The 16,280-nt window shown below is 57.1% G+C and carries 10 protein-coding genes; all 10 read right to left on the bottom strand.

The genetic code is table 11. The features are described 5' to 3' along the window. Positions 1-286 precede the first annotated feature (286 nt). A complete protein-coding gene (locus ACQCLF_RS00715) occupies positions 287-1,852 on the bottom strand; it encodes a sugar porter family MFS transporter (protein ID WP_027330188.1) in 1,566 nt (521 codons plus the stop codon). A gap of 218 nt (positions 1,853-2,070) precedes the next feature. Then, positions 2,071-4,395 carry a beta-galactosidase gene (locus ACQCLF_RS00710; protein WP_036188492.1) on the bottom strand — a complete coding sequence of 775 codons (2,325 nt, stop codon included), beginning with the start codon at positions 4,393-4,395 and terminating at the stop codon, positions 2,071-2,073. Positions 4,396-4,438: 43 nt separating this feature from the next. After that, positions 4,439-5,542, bottom strand: a complete 1,104-nt coding sequence (locus tag ACQCLF_RS00705) for an SMP-30/gluconolactonase/LRE family protein (RefSeq protein WP_245573478.1) — start codon at positions 5,540-5,542, stop codon at positions 4,439-4,441. Beyond that, positions 5,532-6,260 (bottom strand): SapC family protein, encoded by a 729-nt coding sequence (locus tag ACQCLF_RS00700; protein ID WP_027330190.1) that lies wholly within the window; start codon positions 6,258-6,260, stop codon positions 5,532-5,534. The genes ACQCLF_RS00705 and ACQCLF_RS00700 overlap by 11 nt, the downstream gene beginning before the upstream one ends. Positions 6,261-6,300: 40 nt before the next feature. Further along, positions 6,301-7,851: a tryptophan halogenase family protein gene (locus tag ACQCLF_RS00695; RefSeq protein WP_426984315.1), complete on the bottom strand. Its 1,551-nt coding sequence runs from the start codon at positions 7,849-7,851 to the stop codon at positions 6,301-6,303. Positions 7,852-7,966: 115 nt separating this feature from the next. Next, positions 7,967-10,756 (bottom strand): TonB-dependent receptor, encoded by a 2,790-nt coding sequence (locus ACQCLF_RS00690; RefSeq protein WP_426984313.1) that lies wholly within the window; start codon positions 10,754-10,756, stop codon positions 7,967-7,969. A gap of 256 nt (positions 10,757-11,012) precedes the next feature. After that, positions 11,013-13,319 (bottom strand): agarase, encoded by a 2,307-nt coding sequence (locus ACQCLF_RS00685; protein WP_426984312.1) that lies wholly within the window; start codon positions 13,317-13,319, stop codon positions 11,013-11,015. 11 nt (positions 13,320-13,330) lie between these two features. Then, positions 13,331-13,972: a bifunctional 4-hydroxy-2-oxoglutarate aldolase/2-dehydro-3-deoxy-phosphogluconate aldolase gene (locus ACQCLF_RS00680; protein ID WP_027330194.1), complete on the bottom strand. Its 642-nt coding sequence runs from the start codon at positions 13,970-13,972 to the stop codon at positions 13,331-13,333. 12 nt (positions 13,973-13,984) lie between these two features. Next, on the bottom strand, positions 13,985-14,986 hold the full coding sequence (locus ACQCLF_RS00675; RefSeq protein ID WP_027330195.1) for a sugar kinase: 1,002 nt from the start codon (positions 14,984-14,986) through the stop codon (positions 13,985-13,987). Continuing rightward, on the bottom strand, positions 14,983-16,263 hold the full coding sequence (locus ACQCLF_RS00670; protein ID WP_426984310.1) for an MFS transporter: 1,281 nt from the start codon (positions 16,261-16,263) through the stop codon (positions 14,983-14,985). The genes ACQCLF_RS00675 and ACQCLF_RS00670 overlap by 4 nt, the downstream gene beginning before the upstream one ends. Between the last annotated feature and the right edge of the window lie 17 nt (positions 16,264-16,280).

Below are 16,280 nucleotides of genomic sequence, written 5' to 3'. Positions count from 1 at the left end.
TTGCTTTTTGCAAAAAGCAACTGGTAGATTCCGCTTATTCTCCCGAGCGGAATCCAGAGGTTCCACAATCTCTGGGTATTGATTTCGAGACCATTGGGTCTAATGCATCCACGAGTGAACTCTCTCACTCTCTTTAGCCACAGCCGCCGTGCAGGTTGTGGCTTTTTTTTGCCTGCCTGAAAAGTAAAAACGGGAGGCGTCGGACGTAAAAGCAGACGATGCAGTGTTGGTGCTGGGAAGTGCGGAGGGGGGGGGGCGACCTGACGGCCGCCCTTAAAAGCGCGATTCAGGGTTTGCTTAGCGAGGCTTCGATTTCCTCGATGGACTTGTTTTTGGTTTCCGGCATAAGACGGGCAATGATGATAACGCCGATGGTGATGCATATTGCGTAGAACAAAAAGATTTTGCCGGCGCCCATATTGTTCAATTGCCACAAAAACAGTTGCTGTACCATATAGTTCACAATGCTGGTAACTAGGGCAAAGCAGGGAATAGCGATACCGCGCACGTGAATGGGAAATATTTCGGAAAACAGCACCCACATGATCGGTCCGATAGACAGGTGAAAAGCGGCGATAAACCCGGTAATGGCTAATAACACCAGAGCCGCGTCGATTCGGATGGCTTGTTCTAGCAATGTGCTTTCGTTGGCCCGTACGACCTCCATCCCCAAAGCTTCGCGAGCGGCGTTTTTGAAGGCAACGTCGCTGGTGAACTCGATGTTGGCTAAGGGCTGGAGCGACGATGCATCAAACGACCCCGCCAGGCTGTTGATGGCGGCGGAGTCAAGCAGGTAGGTGGCGTTGTAAAAGCCCCAGGCACATGCAAAGAGGCTTGCAGCGGCAGCGCCGAGGCCCACCAGCATCAGCGGGCGACGCCCGAGGCGATCGATCAGCAGCAATGCGATGGCGGTGGAAACAACGCTGACCAAGCCGACAATTACCGACTGCATAAAGGCCGCATCGGTGCCGATGCCCACTTGTTCGAAAACGGTGGGGGCATAAAACATGATGGCATTAATGCCGGTAATCGGCTGGAGGAATGCCACGGTAAACCCGAGCAGCATGGCCGCGCGGATGCGACGGTCAAAGAGGTCAGCAATTTGCGCTTTCAACGACCGGTCCTTATGGCCGTGGTGGGCGCTTTCCTCAATACTTTTGATTTGCGGGTCAATCTCTTCTTCGGGCATAACCGTGCGCATGACGGTTTTGGCCTCATCCTTCCGGCCTTCCAGGATCAGCCAGCGAGGGCTTTCGGGCACTGTGAGCAGCAGAACCAGCCAGATGGCGGCGGGAACGATTTCAACACCCAGCATCCAGCGCCAGGTATATGTTGCCAAGCCAACACTCTCGACCCATTCTGCGCCGGAGTTTGAGGCCTGCAAGATGGTGTAGTTGGCAAAGTAGGCGGCTGAGAGGCCCAGAACGATGTTGATCTGGTTCATGGATACCAGCTTTCCGCGCATATTGGCGGGGGCGACTTCCCCGATGTACATGGAGGCGACGGACAGCGAGGTAAACGCCAGGCCCCCGAGAAAACGGGCGGCGACCAGTGCTTCAAAATTGGGGGCAATCACCGAAGAGACGGCGGACACAAGATACAGGGCGGCGATGATAATCAGCGCTTTTTTTCGCCCCAACTTGTTACAGATGTGCCCCGTAGCCAGGAGGGCGAAGATGACCCCGAAACCGGGGGCCGCTACTACGGCGCCGACCTGCATATCGGACAGCCCAAACTCGGTGGTGATAAACCGGACCGTCCCGGAAATCAGGGCAGCGTCGAGGCCGAAGATGAAACCACCCAGGGCGACGATGATCGCGTAACGTAATGCGGATGAGCGATAACTTGCCATAAAAAAGTACCATCTTATTACTATAATGTTGGCTTTACGGGCCCAGAGGCCACGTCAAAGACGGTCTCAGGGCCCGTAAAGCGTCGCGCTAACATCGCATCATACCTCATGTTGGTACGATTGTTAACAATCTACAGAGATTCCTGTGAGCCATCCGGTTCAGCCCGAGTCTGTAGATCGAAAGCTCAGCCCCTGACGGCAGGGGCTGAGTCGTGGGTTTATTGGTCGTTGAATCGCTTGGGGTAGAGGGTTTTGTTGAAAGAGCGAGCGGCCTCAACCATGTTGGGGTACGGAATGTCGGTGACCGAGACGAAACCCACGTTATAGTTTTCGCCATCGAAGGCGCGGCCGGTGATCGGAGAGTCGACGTACTGAAACCAGTGCGCTCCGACCATGGTGTCGTGGGCTGCGACACTCTCCATATATCGCTTGTACATTTCGGCCCGGTCCGCCAGGTCATCCGCCATAACCAGCCCCGGATGAAGGAGGCCGCTGCCACGAGTCGCCCCGATATGAAATTCACCAATAATGCTGGGAAGGTCGATCTCATTGAGAAAGTCCCAGGCGTGGGGCTGAACACCCTCGTCATAAATATTGAAGCTCAGGACGTCTGAGTACTTGATAGAGGCCTCAACCGTTTCGTCCGGCATCCCCCAGCTCGCCATTCGAACGCCCATATAGAGATGATTTGGAAGTGCGGCTTCCAGCGTGTTGTGCACCACGCGAAAGTACTCTTCGGAAAGCAGCGCCAACAGGGTTGAATAGTCCTCAACAGCGGCGTCGGTATGAGTGCTCGGGGCGTAGCTTTTTTCCGCCAGGGCGTCCCAGCTCGCCAGTGAGGTGCCCCAGCGCTCATTCAACTGAGCAATGCTTTTGTAGGTCTTTTTCAGGTGTCGGGTAAACGCCTGTTTTGCGGGGCTTTGGGCGGCGGGTTGTGACAGGGCATCAAGAATAATGCCGTAGCGTTCGGAAACAGAACCTTCGGGGCGTCCCCAGCTTTTTTCATTGTCAATGAACACGCCGATACACCAGGGAGAGCCCTGAGTTTCCTCCGCGATCACATCAATCGTCACCTTTGCTCGACGGACGAACTCCGGGTCAAACGGGTCGGGCATGGGCGCCCATACATCGTGCTTGGAACTTAGCGTGGCAAAGTCCCCGATAATCCAGCCGTTGGCAAAGTAGGGCACTTGTTCGTTGGGGTAAAACGCCGGATCAACCCAGTTACCCATAGACGTAAAGCCCCAGCTTTGCATTCGGTCCAGGGTGACGTCTTCCCATTGTCTGACGTAGGACTCCGAGGCCTGCTCTCCGTAGCGACGCTCCAGGTTGGCGCGATAGAAGCTGAAGGTCTCGCCGGACGGCATCGGCCCTTTGTGAACCGACCGACGGTAGCTGTAGTGGTCGGAGAGTGGGTGATCGTATTCCGGCAACCAGTTGAACATGTCGTGGCGCAGCGACGACGCCACATAGCGGGTTTGGCGAACCTCATCGGAGAGTTCAACGATCCCGATTGAGTCCTCTGGGGTGACTTCGTCGGGGTCCACCTCGCGCACGGAAGGGTCGCGAAAGTCCACTCCGGTCAACGTGGTGAGGTTGGCCATACGAACATTGGCCAGGCCGTTGGAGAAAAACAGATAACCCTCCGGGTCAACCAACCACCACTTTCCATCCACCTTCTTGGTGCGGAAATAACCGGTGGCCTCATAGCGGGGGCCGTCCTTCCAGCCGCCAAAGCGAGAGCGGTCGGCCATGGGGCCATTGCTCTCCAGCGCTTCGAGTTCACGTTTAGCGGCGCGCTTCAACTCGGATTCACTGTGAATTTTGATCGGATAGTCGACGGTCGCATTCTGTCCAAAGCGGTCCACAAACTGCTGGATGTGAGAGGATGAGTACGCCGGGTTCTGACGCAACCGAATGTCATCCACGGTGATTACTTTTTCGGTGAGGTTGCCCTCGACAAACAAGGTGATTTTTTGAATCTGACTCAGGTCAAGGTCTTTGGTGCCGTGGCGCCAATAGAACATTTCATCGGCGTCCCAGGGTGGGGGATTTTCCCGCAGGCCACTGTCGAGTTGATTGAACGGGCCGTTGAGTACGACGTAGTAGGTTCCCGATTCACCGGCGGCCAGGTTCACGCTTTGGCGGCGCACGGCGCCTGAGGCATCGGTAATTCCCAACCATAGCTGGACGGATTCATTCCCCGGGTTGTGGGCATCCATAGCGAGGTGGAAATCGTTGAAGTCGCTCCAGTCCCACAGGTTTTCGGGGCGTAAGGTGACTGCCGCCTTGTAAACCTTTGGCGAAAAGCGGATGTGAAGCTGCTGCTCGCCACTGTCGGTGGAGTGAAGCTCGCTGCGGGTGCCCTCTGAGTCCTCATAAAGTGCAGATGGGGGAGTGGCGTTGAAGTCAGCGATGGACTGCAAGGGGGTAAAGGGACGTTGGGTATCGTCGGCGGTGTCCTGGGTGGGGGCGCATCCCGTACCGACTCCCAGCGTCAGGCCCAAGGCCAGGGCGGTTCCAATCGAGGCTTTTGATGGCATGGCTTTGCTCCTCGTTATGATGTTGTCGTGTTTGGGAATAGGACTACGGCGCTCGCTTGAGCGAGACCCGCATCAGAGTGTCGTGTGCGGTGATGTACAGCTGCGTTTCGTCAGCGTTCAGTGCACAGTTGGCGGTGAGCCGCCCGGTAAAAATTCTCGCGATTGGCTCGCCTTTGGGCGTAAAAACCCAGACACCGCCCGGACCGGTGGCAAAAATGTAGCCACTGGAGTGAACCGCCATCCCGTCGGGAACGCCTGCATAGTCGGGTTTGCCCTTGGTCCAGGAGGCGTCGTAGAGAATCCGTTTCTGGGTTATATCACCGGAAGCGGTCACATCGTAGGCGAGCCAGCGAGGGTGGTTTTTCGAGGATACGCCCACGTAGAGTGTTTTCTGATCCGGTGATAGGGCGATACCGTTTGGGTGTACCACAGTGTCGTCCAAAAGGCGCAGGGAACCCGAAGCACTCAAGCGGTAAATGCCTTGAAAGCCGAGTTCTTTTTGGGGATCATCAAGCCCGCCATTCAAGCCATAGGCGGGGTCGGTGAAATAAAGGTCTCCGCTGCTATTAAACACGCCATCGTTGGGGCTGTTTAATCGCTGCCCTTGGTACTGCGCCGCGAGTGTCTCGAACTGGGGGGACGGCTCGCTTACAGGGGCCCTCATCCGGGCGACACGCCGGTCCCCCTGCTGCAGAAGAATCAAGTACTGGTTGTCGTTGAGCAACAGACCGTTGGAGCCGCCGGTGTAGTCGTGTGGCTGCAAACCGGTTGCACCCGACGGTTCCAGATAAGGTTGGACTCCTCCGCTCTCGCGGTACTTAAGAATTCGGTTGTTTGGAATATCAGAGAACAGCAAATACTGGCCATCTTCGATCCAAAGCGGCCCCTCGGTCCACTCGAATCCACTCGCGAGGGTTTCCACGGGCGTGTCGGGGTTGAGCAGCGCTCTGGCGCTTTCATCCAGGATGTCAATTCGAGTTGTCGCCGGCGTGGTGTGCTCTGGCGTTGGCGAGGGCGCCTGGGATTTTTCCGCAATCGGGGAGCAGCCAATCAGAGCGGTCAGTAACGCAAACGCCGCCCCTTTTCGAAAGATAGTGAGAGCCGAGTACTCGCCGGTTGCTATCCACTGAGCAGTTCTATGAGTCACCACGGTTCACCTGATCGACTAAGCGTTGAATGTGACCAAGAGAAAAGCAGAGAAGGTAGCTGGCCTGCAGATAGCCTTTTTCGCTCCACCGCGCGAGCGTCGCGTCGGGCAGCGCACTCAGACGTTCCTCCTTGATCGTGTACAGTCCGCTGTATTGTCGACGCTCCCGCTCGGAAAACTGAATGTCGAGCTTTGCGGGTTCGATCAGGTCCTGCTCCACAAGCTGGTCGATAAATACCTGGGTCGAGGCTTGGCCCGACATCATCTGTGACAGGGTGCGAATCACTTCCCCGAGAAAGGCGGTTTGCGAGCCGTCCTCTTCAAACAGTTTTTCGCCACTTTCCCGGTTCACGCGGGGGCTGTCGACATCAATGGCCACGAGAGCGCCAGGGCCTTCTTGGGTGTCGCTTTTGGTTTTGTTGGTGGTTCCGGTCAGAAAGGGTTGTCGTCGGATATGAAGTGGTACGTAACTGGCGTTCCAGGTAGAGCCGTTCAAGTAAAGGTTTTCATTAGGCTCAAACCCCAATAGGGCGTAGAGGCCAAAGCGCCCGGTGTCCGGGTCCTTGGCGAGAAAAACAGCGTATTCGAGCACCAGCTTGCGCAGCTCATCGGCGACCACGGGGCTAAGGTGTATATTTTCCCCGTACTGGGCGCCGCGCTCGGTGGTTACTCGTAGGTCTTTATGTTTTTTGGGATCAAGTATTTCTGGGGTTGGCACAGGCTTGTCCTCTTCTTTTATCTGAAGGCATTGGGTTCGGTCACACTTTTTGCAGCCCGAACTCGTGGATTTTGTTGATCAGGGTGCGGGTTGAGGGCAGGGCCTGGGTCAATTGCTCAATGGCTCGCTGATTCGCCCGAAACGCCTCCAACGCGCCTTCCCGGTTCTCGTCAATGTGGTGTGCTCGGGTGGGGCGGGTTTCAAAGCCCATGCCGTAGAGCACGTACTGGTAGCTGGCGGCGGGAAAAACCTCCACAGCGTGCTCAAAATCATGATGCCAGGGCGGGTGATAGCGCCAGAGTTCGGTCAACTCCTTCAGGCTCTCAGGGATGGTGTCCGGGTGTCGGTTATCGAGCCAGAAGTCGCTGTCTGTCCGTTGACTCAGGCTGTAGTGAAGCTTGAGAAAATCAATGATGCGGTCCCAGCGATACTGAAACGTACGGTTAAAACGTCGGGCCACCACGTCCATTGTTTCGCGATTATCGGGAAACTGTTCGGCCAGCATGGCTGCGGATATTTCGACAAGGACCAGGGCCGAGGCTTCGAGTGGCTCGAGAAAACCGGCAGAGAGCCCGATGGCCAGGCAGTTGTTGACCCAAAACCGTTCCCGGTGCCCAGGCTCAATATCAATGGTGCGGAATGTCAGCGCCTCGGGGTCCTTAACGCTGGAGGCGAGGTACTGTTTTAGTTGCTCGTGGGCGTGCTCTTCCGAAGTATGAGCGCTGGAGTACACATGACCGGCGCCGCGCCGGGAGGAGAGGCCAATGTCCCAAATCCAGCCGGCATCCTGGGCGGTGGAAATGGTGTGGGACGCAATCGGGCTTTGCTCATCCGGGTAGGGCACGTGAGCCGCTATCGCGCGGTCAATAAAGAGCACGTCTTTGCAGGAGCGAAAGGGGACTTGAAAGTGGCCGCCGAGCAGGAGAGATTTGAACCCGGTGCAGTCGATAAACAGGTCGCCTTCCACCGGGCCTGCCTGCTCGGTCAGAACGGCCTTGATGTCCCCGTTGTCGGCGGACTCCACGCTGGAGACGTCGGCCTGCAGATGACGCACGCCCAGGTGTTGAGTGCAATGCTCTTTGAGAAACTCGGAAAAAGCGCCGGCGTCCAAATGGTAGGCGTAATTTGCCACCGCCTCATACTCGGGGGTGGTAATCAGTTTGGGCGCGAGCCCTTGCTCGCACAGGGCTTCCTGCGGGCATACCGCCTGCGAGAAAGAATCATGCTGCGGTTGGGCTTGCCAATACGGCGCCAGGTTCAATTGATGAAATTGGTGGGGTTGCACCAGTGGGTGGTAGTAAAAGTCGTCGTCTTTGCCGGTCGCCCATCGGGCAAATTTAGCGCCCTGTTTGAATGAGGCGTGACATCGGCGAATGAAATCGGTCTCGCGAATGCCCATTTTCCTGAGCGTCGAGCGCATGGTGGGCCAAGTGCCTTCGCCGACACCGACGATGGGAACGTTGGGTGACTCAATAAGCGTGATGGTGGGCGAGTGCCCCTGCTGGGAGACTCTGGCTGCCAGGGTGCCAGCGGTAATCCACCCCGCCGTGCCGCCACCCACAATAACCACTGAGGTAACTGGTTTGACCACCTGGTGTCCTCCTCGTTGATGGAGAGGCCTGTTGTTATTGGCGTGATAGAGAAAGGCCGCCACACGAGTGGCGGCCTTCCCTGATGGTGCTTAACCGTTAGCGGTCAACGGTCGTTTAGAACTTGGCGCGAATGCCAATGTTGTAGCGGGCACCGTACTGTTCTGCGGATACCAGCTGGTTGCTGAAACGACCATGGCGACGAACGGTTTCCTCGGTGATGTTCAAACCTTCGAGGAAGACCGAGACGCTGTCGGTGATATCGTAACTGGCGTTAAGATCCCACTGACCGTAGGCCTCGGTGAACGTCGGCTCGGTGGCGACCTGCGGCTGCCCTATGCTGAGCAGGAAATCATCCCGCCAGTTGTAGGACAGACGAACCTGGAAGGCGTCTTTTTCATAGAAGCCGATCAGGTTGGCCGAGTCGCTCAGGCCGGTGAGGGCAAACGCCGAGTCAAAGTCGTATACGTCGTAGTTAACATCACCGTCTACCATGGTGGCGTTCGCGATGACGCCGAAGCCGGTATCGTCAAACATATGCTGGACGTTGATCTCCCAGCCACTGACTTCCGCGTCGTCCTGGTTACCCGGTGTGGATGCCTCCCAGGTAATAACCGGATCATCCGAGTCGGAGAGACACTCATCCACGGGCTCACCCTGCGGATGCGGGCAATCCGGGTGTGGATCGATGCTGGGGTCCGTCAAGGGCTGACCGTTGACGTCCCCCAGGATGCGGTCTTCAGTGGTCGAGCCGATAAAGTTCTCGACGTATTTCTTGAAGTAACCGACGGAGGCGTAACTCCCTTCACCGTAGTACCACTCCAGTGACAAGTCCAGATTTTCCGACTCGTACGGCAACAGGTTGGGGTTACCCTGGCTGATGGTGAAAGGGCCACCGGGACGAGCGATGCCAAACTGTGTTGCCGGGAACATGGCGGAAATGTCGGCCCGCGCAATGGTGCGGCTATAGGAGAACCGGCCTACCAGATCCCGGGAGAACTCGGCCTTCACGTCCAGGTTGGGCAGGAAGCGAGTGTATCCCCCTTCCAGAGTTTCTACGGTGGCGTCCTCGGCGTATACCGGCCGCAGCTCTTCGAGGTTGAAGTAGTTCAGAGCGATGATGCCGTTCTGAATGGAAGAGGCGGTTACGTCGGTTTCTTCCATCCGCACGCCAGTATTGATGCTGACGGGAATGTCGTTGAACTCGGTTTCAAAATCAAAGGCGACATAGGCGGCGACCGTCTCTTCGGTCACGCTGTTGAAGGTGCCCGGGTCGGTGAAGTAAGCGCCCTGATCCTGCACCAGATCCAGGAATTGACCAGCGTCATACTGCACCAGTAAGGGGAACAGGTCGTTGGAGCCGTCGATTTCGTCAGCGAAGTCACCGCGCGGGGTGAAGGACAGGTCCAGGGTGGACAGGTCCAGGTCTACCAAGCCAAAAGACTGGCTGCGGCGAGTGTCGACTTCATAGTCGGTCGTGGCCAGGCCGAACCGGATTTCCCGAAGTGCGCCGTTATCGGCGTTTTCCCAGGTACCGTCGAGCTGAGCCTGGGTGATTTCATTGGTAATCTCGTAGCCACGTTCCTGGAACAGGTCGGAGACAATGTTATCCGGGTCGAAGGGGTCGCCGCCCGGCAGATCGGAACCATCGACGAATACGGATGGAACGCCGTCACCTTCCACATCAAGACCAATGTCTACCTGACCGACGTTATCGACGCGCGGGTTTTTCAGGCTGGCGATGGTTTCAGACGGTGCGCCATCAGGTTGCGACTCGGAGGTGGAGTTGTGCACGTCGAAAGCGAGGTTCAACGTGTCGTTGACCTGCCAGTCGACATTCAGGCCCACGGAGTCGTTTTCGGTATTGAAGTAATAATCCCAGGCCCAGAAGTTCAACTCGTCATTCGGGTTGCGGGGATTGATAACAGTACCGTTGCTATCGGCGGTGCCATTAGGGTTGTCGAACCAGAAGCTGGTCCGGTTCATGGCCACTTCTTCCTCGTAACGAGAGGCGACGTAGTCAAGGGTGGCCGTGATGTCGTCATTTGGAGCATATTGCAGAACCAACTGCCCGTTTTGGCGCTCACGGGAGTGATCGGACACGTCCATATCAAAGGTATAGGGCGCCCAGTGCTGGCGTTCGGGGTTCAAGTTGGTGTCGATCGCGTCGGTGTCGGCACTGCCGTGGTTCGGGACCCAGCCCTGAGTGCCGACTCGCTCGGAACGGCTGTCGCGCTCGGCGTGGGAGAAGGACAGCAATGCACCAAACATTCCATCCGCAAAGGTATGGCTGATCATGCCGGAGACTTCCGGAGTGATGTCATCGCCGACTTCGTTACTGGTGTCCATCACGCCCTTGAGGCTGCCAGCGGCGGTGAAGCCGTCATAGTCAAAGGGACGGGCCGTCAGAACGTTGATGGTCGCACCAATACCGCCAGAGGGCTGCGCTGCCTTGCCGGTTTTGTACACTTCTACCCGCGAGACGCTCTCGGCGGCCAGCTCTTTAAAGTTAAAGCTGCGGGTGATACCGCGCTCCAGCAGGGCGTTGGAGTTGGGCATTTGGCGACCATTCATGGTAACCAGGTTAAATGAGGGCCCAAAGCCCCGTACGGTGACCTGGTTTCCTTCGTTGTTGGAGCGGTCGATTGATACCCCCGTGACCCGCTGAAGGGACTCGGCCAGGTTGGTGTCCGGGAATTTACCGATATCTTCGGCAGAAATGGCGTCGACAACGCCGGAGGCGTCGCGCTTGATGTCCATTGCGTTGGTCAAGGACTGGCGAATGCCTGTCACTACGACTTCTTCGAGCATCTGGGTGTCGTTACCCTCTTGGGCAAACGAGCTGACGCTAGTGGCCGCCATAATCGCGGCGGATAGCGCCCCGTACTTGAAAGGGGTTTTAGCCATACCAAGCTCTCCTGATGATGGGTTGTGGTCAAAGGCAATTACTTTGAACGGCCTTCGACTCATTGCTTTTATTGGTTGTGGGGCTTCTTCGTGAGCCCCGTGTCGCTGAGCGGTGGACTACACCACAAATCCCATACTCCTACTCTGTAAGTCTATTGTCAATAGAAAATTGTATACAAAAATTCTGGGCGCATCCTTTATTCATTCCCTCGGCTCAAATTGGGCTGGGAAGGGGGTTCCTCGATGGCCAGGCCCGCTACGGCTTGCCATAACGGACCTCATACAACCGTTTGTTAAATGCCTTCGCGGCCTCGATCATTTCCGGGTAGGGGCGATCGGTGACGCTGACAAAGCCGACGTTGTAGTTCTCTCCGTCGTACGCACGCCCTGTCAGAGGGGAGTCCAGGTATTGAAACCAGTGGGCCCCCACGAAATAGGGGTTCTCGAGCACGCTGTTCATGTAGGCCTTATAGGTGGCCGCTCGGTCGGATTGAGACGTTGTGTGCACCAGGCCGGGGTTGAACAGTCCGCTGTCCGAGGCGCCCATATGGAACTCGCCAATGATGCTGGGCTTATCGACCTCTTCGAGGAACTGCCAGAACTCCGGGTGAAGGCCTTCCTTATAATAGTTATAGCTCATAACGTCGGCATGAGTGGCGGCTGCGGCGCGAATTTCGGGGGTCATCCCCCAGTCCGCAAAGCGTGCCCCCATGTAGAGGTGGTTGGGCAGGTGCTTCTCAACCGCCTTCGCGACAATTGCAAAGTACTCGTTGGCGTAGTGATGAAGCAGTGTCGACAAATCGTCCTGAAGGGCGTCCGGGTAGTGGGAAAGAGTGACGCCGCGGTCGAACGCTTCCCAGTCAGGTACTGCGGCTTCCCATTGCTTGTTGAGCGCGGAGATGGTCGGGTACTTTTCGCGCATCAGCCGGGAGAACTCCGCCTTGGTCGGGCTCTCCTGTGCGTCCCGTTCAAGTGTGTTCAGCACCAGGCCATAGCGCTGGGTGACCGAGCCGCTTGAGCCCCAGCTTTTCTCGTTGTCGATAAAGACCCCGACGCACCATTGGCTGTTCTGGACCTCTGCCGCCACTTGTTTCAGGGTTTGATCGGCCCGTTCGGCAAAGTGGGGGTCAAACGGGTCGGGCAGGGGGCTCCAGTAGTCATTGCCGCTGGAAACGGTCTTGAAATTGCCGATAATCCAGCCGTTGGCAAAGTAGGGGATGCGGTCCATTTGATAAAAGTCGGGGGAGAGCCAGTTCCCGAAGGAGGTGAATCCCCAGCTCAACATCCGGTCCACCGTCGTCTCGCGCCAGGCGCCCATAAAGCCCTCGGGGTGGGTATCACCGTATTTGCGCTCAAGGTTGGCTCGATAAAAGCTGTAGGTTTCCCCTTGTTTCAGCGGACCTGAGTGCACAGAGCGGCGGTACCCAAAGTGTTTGCCCAGCGGCTCATCGTAGCTGGGCAGCCACTGGAACATGTCGGCGCGCAATTCGGACTTCACATGTCGACTGGGGATCGCTTCCTCGCTTACCTGATTGAGGCCCTTGGAGTCTTCCGGAGTGAAGTCATCTTTGGCGCGCGGCTCAATGAATTTATGGTCGACATCATATCCGGTCATGGTCGAGGTGTTGGCCATGCGGACATTGGCAATGCCGTGGGAGAAAAAGAGGTAACCGTCCGGGTCCACCAGGGACCATTTTCCCTCGTGCTTGGCCGTTCTAAAGTAACCGGTCGATTCGAGTTGCGGCCCTTGTTTCCAACCGCCAAAGCGGGATCGTTCGGGCCAAGGGTTTCCCCGCAGGTTTTTTTGTTCGCGCTTGCGTTGCTCGTCCAGCTCTGATTCGTCGGTAATTTTGCCTTCAAAGTCTACTTTGGCGTTTTGCCCAAACCGGTCCACCAACCCGGTCAGGTAGTGGGAGTCCACTTCAGGCTCCGCGAGCAGGCGCATATTATCGATTATCAGCGTACGGTCGCTGAGCAGACCACGCACCGAAAAGCTTACGTTCTGCACCTCGGACAGATCGATGTTCTTGGTGCCCCAGCGCCAGTCAATGGGTGTGTAATCGGTTTTCCAGTATGGCGGGTTGGCGCGCAGGCCAGAGTCGACGTCGAGATCGTGCCCTTTTAGCTCCATGTAATAGGAAGTGTCACTGAGGGCAGGCACCGCAAAACTGCGGTTGTGCGTTTGCCCTTCGCCATCAGTGACGGTGACGTACAAATGGGTCGACTCATTGAGTGGGTTTTGAATGTCCAGCGCCAGTGCGAAGGGACCGTAAGAAGACCAGTCCCACGGCGTGCTTGGGGTGAACTCGAACCCGGCCTCTTTGTACGCTTTGGCTTTCAGGTGGATGCGCGTTGCCCGGCCACTGTCTGGCGAGGCCACGGACTCTATCAAGGCGTTGTTCACGCTCAGAGCGTCAGGCAGGGACCTTTTGTCGAAAGCAAACAGCGTTTCCAGTGTCTTTGGTTTTTGTACGGCTGTCTGTGAGACAGGGTCTTTCTCTAGAGGCTCGCAGGCGCCCAGTAGTGCCAGTGAAAGCCCCAGAGCTATATGAGTTTTTTTCATGAGAGGCTCCGTTATTGAGAGTTGTCCGAATGTAACGCAGTGATCAACTGCCGGATTCGGCGGGTGAGCTCGGTTTTCTCTAGTTCGGTGTGAACCGGGCAAGCCAGGCTTCCCCCGACACCGACACCAATCGCGCCGGTTTGCATCCATTCGTGAGCGTTGGTTTCATCGATGCCGCCAACGGGGAAGAAAGGTGTGTGTAAAAAAGGCCCACGAGCAAGCGCAGCGAGATACTCAGGGCCAAGGGTCCCAGCGGGGAATAGTTTGACGATGTCAGCCCTGGCGGTTTGGGCAGCATGGATTTCAGTGGGGGTCATGGCGCCCATCACGACGGGAATGCGAGCCGAATGTGCGGTGCGCACAACGGACTCGGAGGTGTTGGGCGTGACCAGAAACTCAGCCCCGGCGTCAATGGCTTCCTGGGCGAGTGCCGTGTCGGTAATGGTGCCGGCGCCCACCAGAAGCTGGGGGAAGCGCCGCTTGATGCGGACAATTGCAGAGGTAAAGTGGGGCGTATTGCTGGTGATTTCCACCGCTCCGCCTCCGCCATCGGCAATACATTGCACAATGTCGTCGATCTCGTTGGGATCCTTGACCCGGATGATCACAACGAGCTTCTCGGCAATCAGTCGTTTTACGGTGTGTTCTCTCATGGGGCGCTCCCGCTAGCGGATGATGTGACCGGAGTGGTGGCCGTTGGCGATGTGTTGAATCTCTGCTTCCGAGCACCAGTGCTGGTCGCCAGCGATGGTATGGGCCAGCGCGAAAGCGGCGGCGGCAAACTCAATACAGGCGGGTTCCGGCCAGCGATTGAGGTAGCCGTGAATCACACCGGCGGCGAAGGCATCGCCGGTCCCCAGACGGTCCAGAATCCCGACGCTGATCTGCTGTGACTGATGCTGGCCCGCGTCCGACACCAGAACGCCGGCCACCGTGTTGTGATTGGCATCGTGATGATTCCTGGCGGTGGTGGCAGCGTCGACACCGAAGCGCTCTCGGAGAGAGGTCGCCGCCCCCGTGGCAACGGCCAGGGCGTCACCGGTGTAGTGCTCGTCAAAAACGTCGGCCATAACGCCGGCGTTGCCCAGGGCGAGGTCCGTGTGTTCGAGAATGCGCTCGAAGTAGTCCCGTGCTTTTTCGGGGCGTTCCCACAGCGTGCGCCGGAAGTTCAAATCAAAACTGACGGACAAGCCCATGGCCTTGGCGGTGCGGGCCGCCTCGACGGTGGCCTCCGCGCATTGCGGGGAAATCGCCGGGGTGATGCCCGATAAATGCAACCATTGCTGCCCTTTGAGAACGGTATTCCAGTCAAATTCTTCGGGCGCCATTTGGGCGAGAGCGGAGTAAGCGCGGTCGTAAGTAACACGAGAGGGGCGGATGGAGGTGCCCAGTTCAATGAAGTAGGTTCCCAGGCGTTCGCCGCCCCGTTGAATGTGGCGTGTGTCGATGCCGAAGCGACGCAGGCTTGTAACTGCCGCTTCCCCGACCGGGTTGTTGGGGATTTTGGTGACCATGTGGCAGTGGTGCCCCAACAGTGCCAGGGAGCTGGCAACGTTGCTTTCCGCCCCGGCGAAATCCATATTGAGTGTCTGACTTTGAGGCAGCGTGTCGAGATGGCGGCCGGGTGTCAGCCGCAACATAATTTCGCCAAAGGTCATAAAGCTCATGACGTCGACTCCTCGGACAACTTGGGCTGCAGTCGGATACGTTCCACTTTGCCGACCAAAAACAGGTAGGAGAGTAGACCGACCACTGCGAGACCGGTCACCAGGAACAGGGCCGGTCGGAAGTCACCTTCGCGGGCGAGAAAGCCGATGGCCACGGGCACGGTAACGGCCGAGAGGGCACCGATAAAATTGAAGCACCCCCCCACCAGGCCGACCATGTTTTTTGGCGCCAGCAAGGATACAAACACCCAATTAATGGAGGCGAGGCCGTTCCCAAAGAAAGTGAGTGACAGAAAGAATGTCACCCAGAAGGTGGAGGTCGCATAGTTGGCGCCCATGACAGAGCTGGACAGCAGCAAACCGACAATGATGGGCGCTTTGCGCGCAACCTCGTTGGAAAAGCCCTTGCGAACCATTAAGTCGGAGAAAAAGCCGGAGAGCAAAACGCCGCAAAAGGCCGCGAGGAACGGCACCGAAGCGAGAAAGCCGGTATTCAGCGTGTCATAGCCCCGGTACTCTTTCAGGTACGTCGGGAACCAGGTCAGAAAAAAGATGAGCGTTCCGCCCAGGCAGAATTGACCGATGTACACGCCCCACAGTTTGCGGTTGGAAAATGCCACCTTCAGGTTGTACCAGGAAAGGCCGGCCTGCGGCTCGGCTACCGGCGGTTTTTCTCCCGCCTCGCGTGGTTTTTCGTCGGGGTCCCGGTACACAAAAAACCAGACCGCCGCCCAAACGAAACCAATTAGGGCCGAAACGATAAACAGACCTCGCCAACCAAACAGATCCTGAATGAAGGCGAGCACCGGCATTAGAAAAGCCAACCCGATGAACTGACCCGAGGTGTAAATGGCAATGGCGCTTGCTCGCTGTTCCACTGGAAACCAGCGCGTCACAATTTTATTGTTGGCGGGGTAGGAGGGCGCTTCAAAAAAACCGATGGCCATTCGGCAGCCCACCAAGGCGGCCATTGAGCTGACCAGCCCCTGGATCAGCGTTGCCATCGACCAGGCCACCAGAATAAAGGGGTAGAGAATGCGGGTTTTGACCAGATCCACCACCATGCCGCCGGGAATCTGCATCACCGAGTAGGTCCAGGCAAAGGCGGAAAACAAGATGCCCATCTGTACTGTCGACAGTCCCAGGTCTTCCGACATGGCGCTGGCGGCCACCGAAATATTGGTCCTGTCCATGTAGTTGATGACCACACTGATGAAAATCAGTGCCAGGATCGTGCCTTTTTTACGGGGCTTGTGGGGTTGCTCGGGTGCACTCATAAAATGGATACCGGGTT

The organism is Marinimicrobium sp. ARAG 43.8 (assembly GCF_050113635.1).
GTDB lineage: Bacteria > Pseudomonadota > Gammaproteobacteria > Pseudomonadales > Cellvibrionaceae > Marinimicrobium.
Note: the sequence above shows the minus strand (reverse complement) of the source record. Positions and strands in the feature narration are given on the sequence as shown.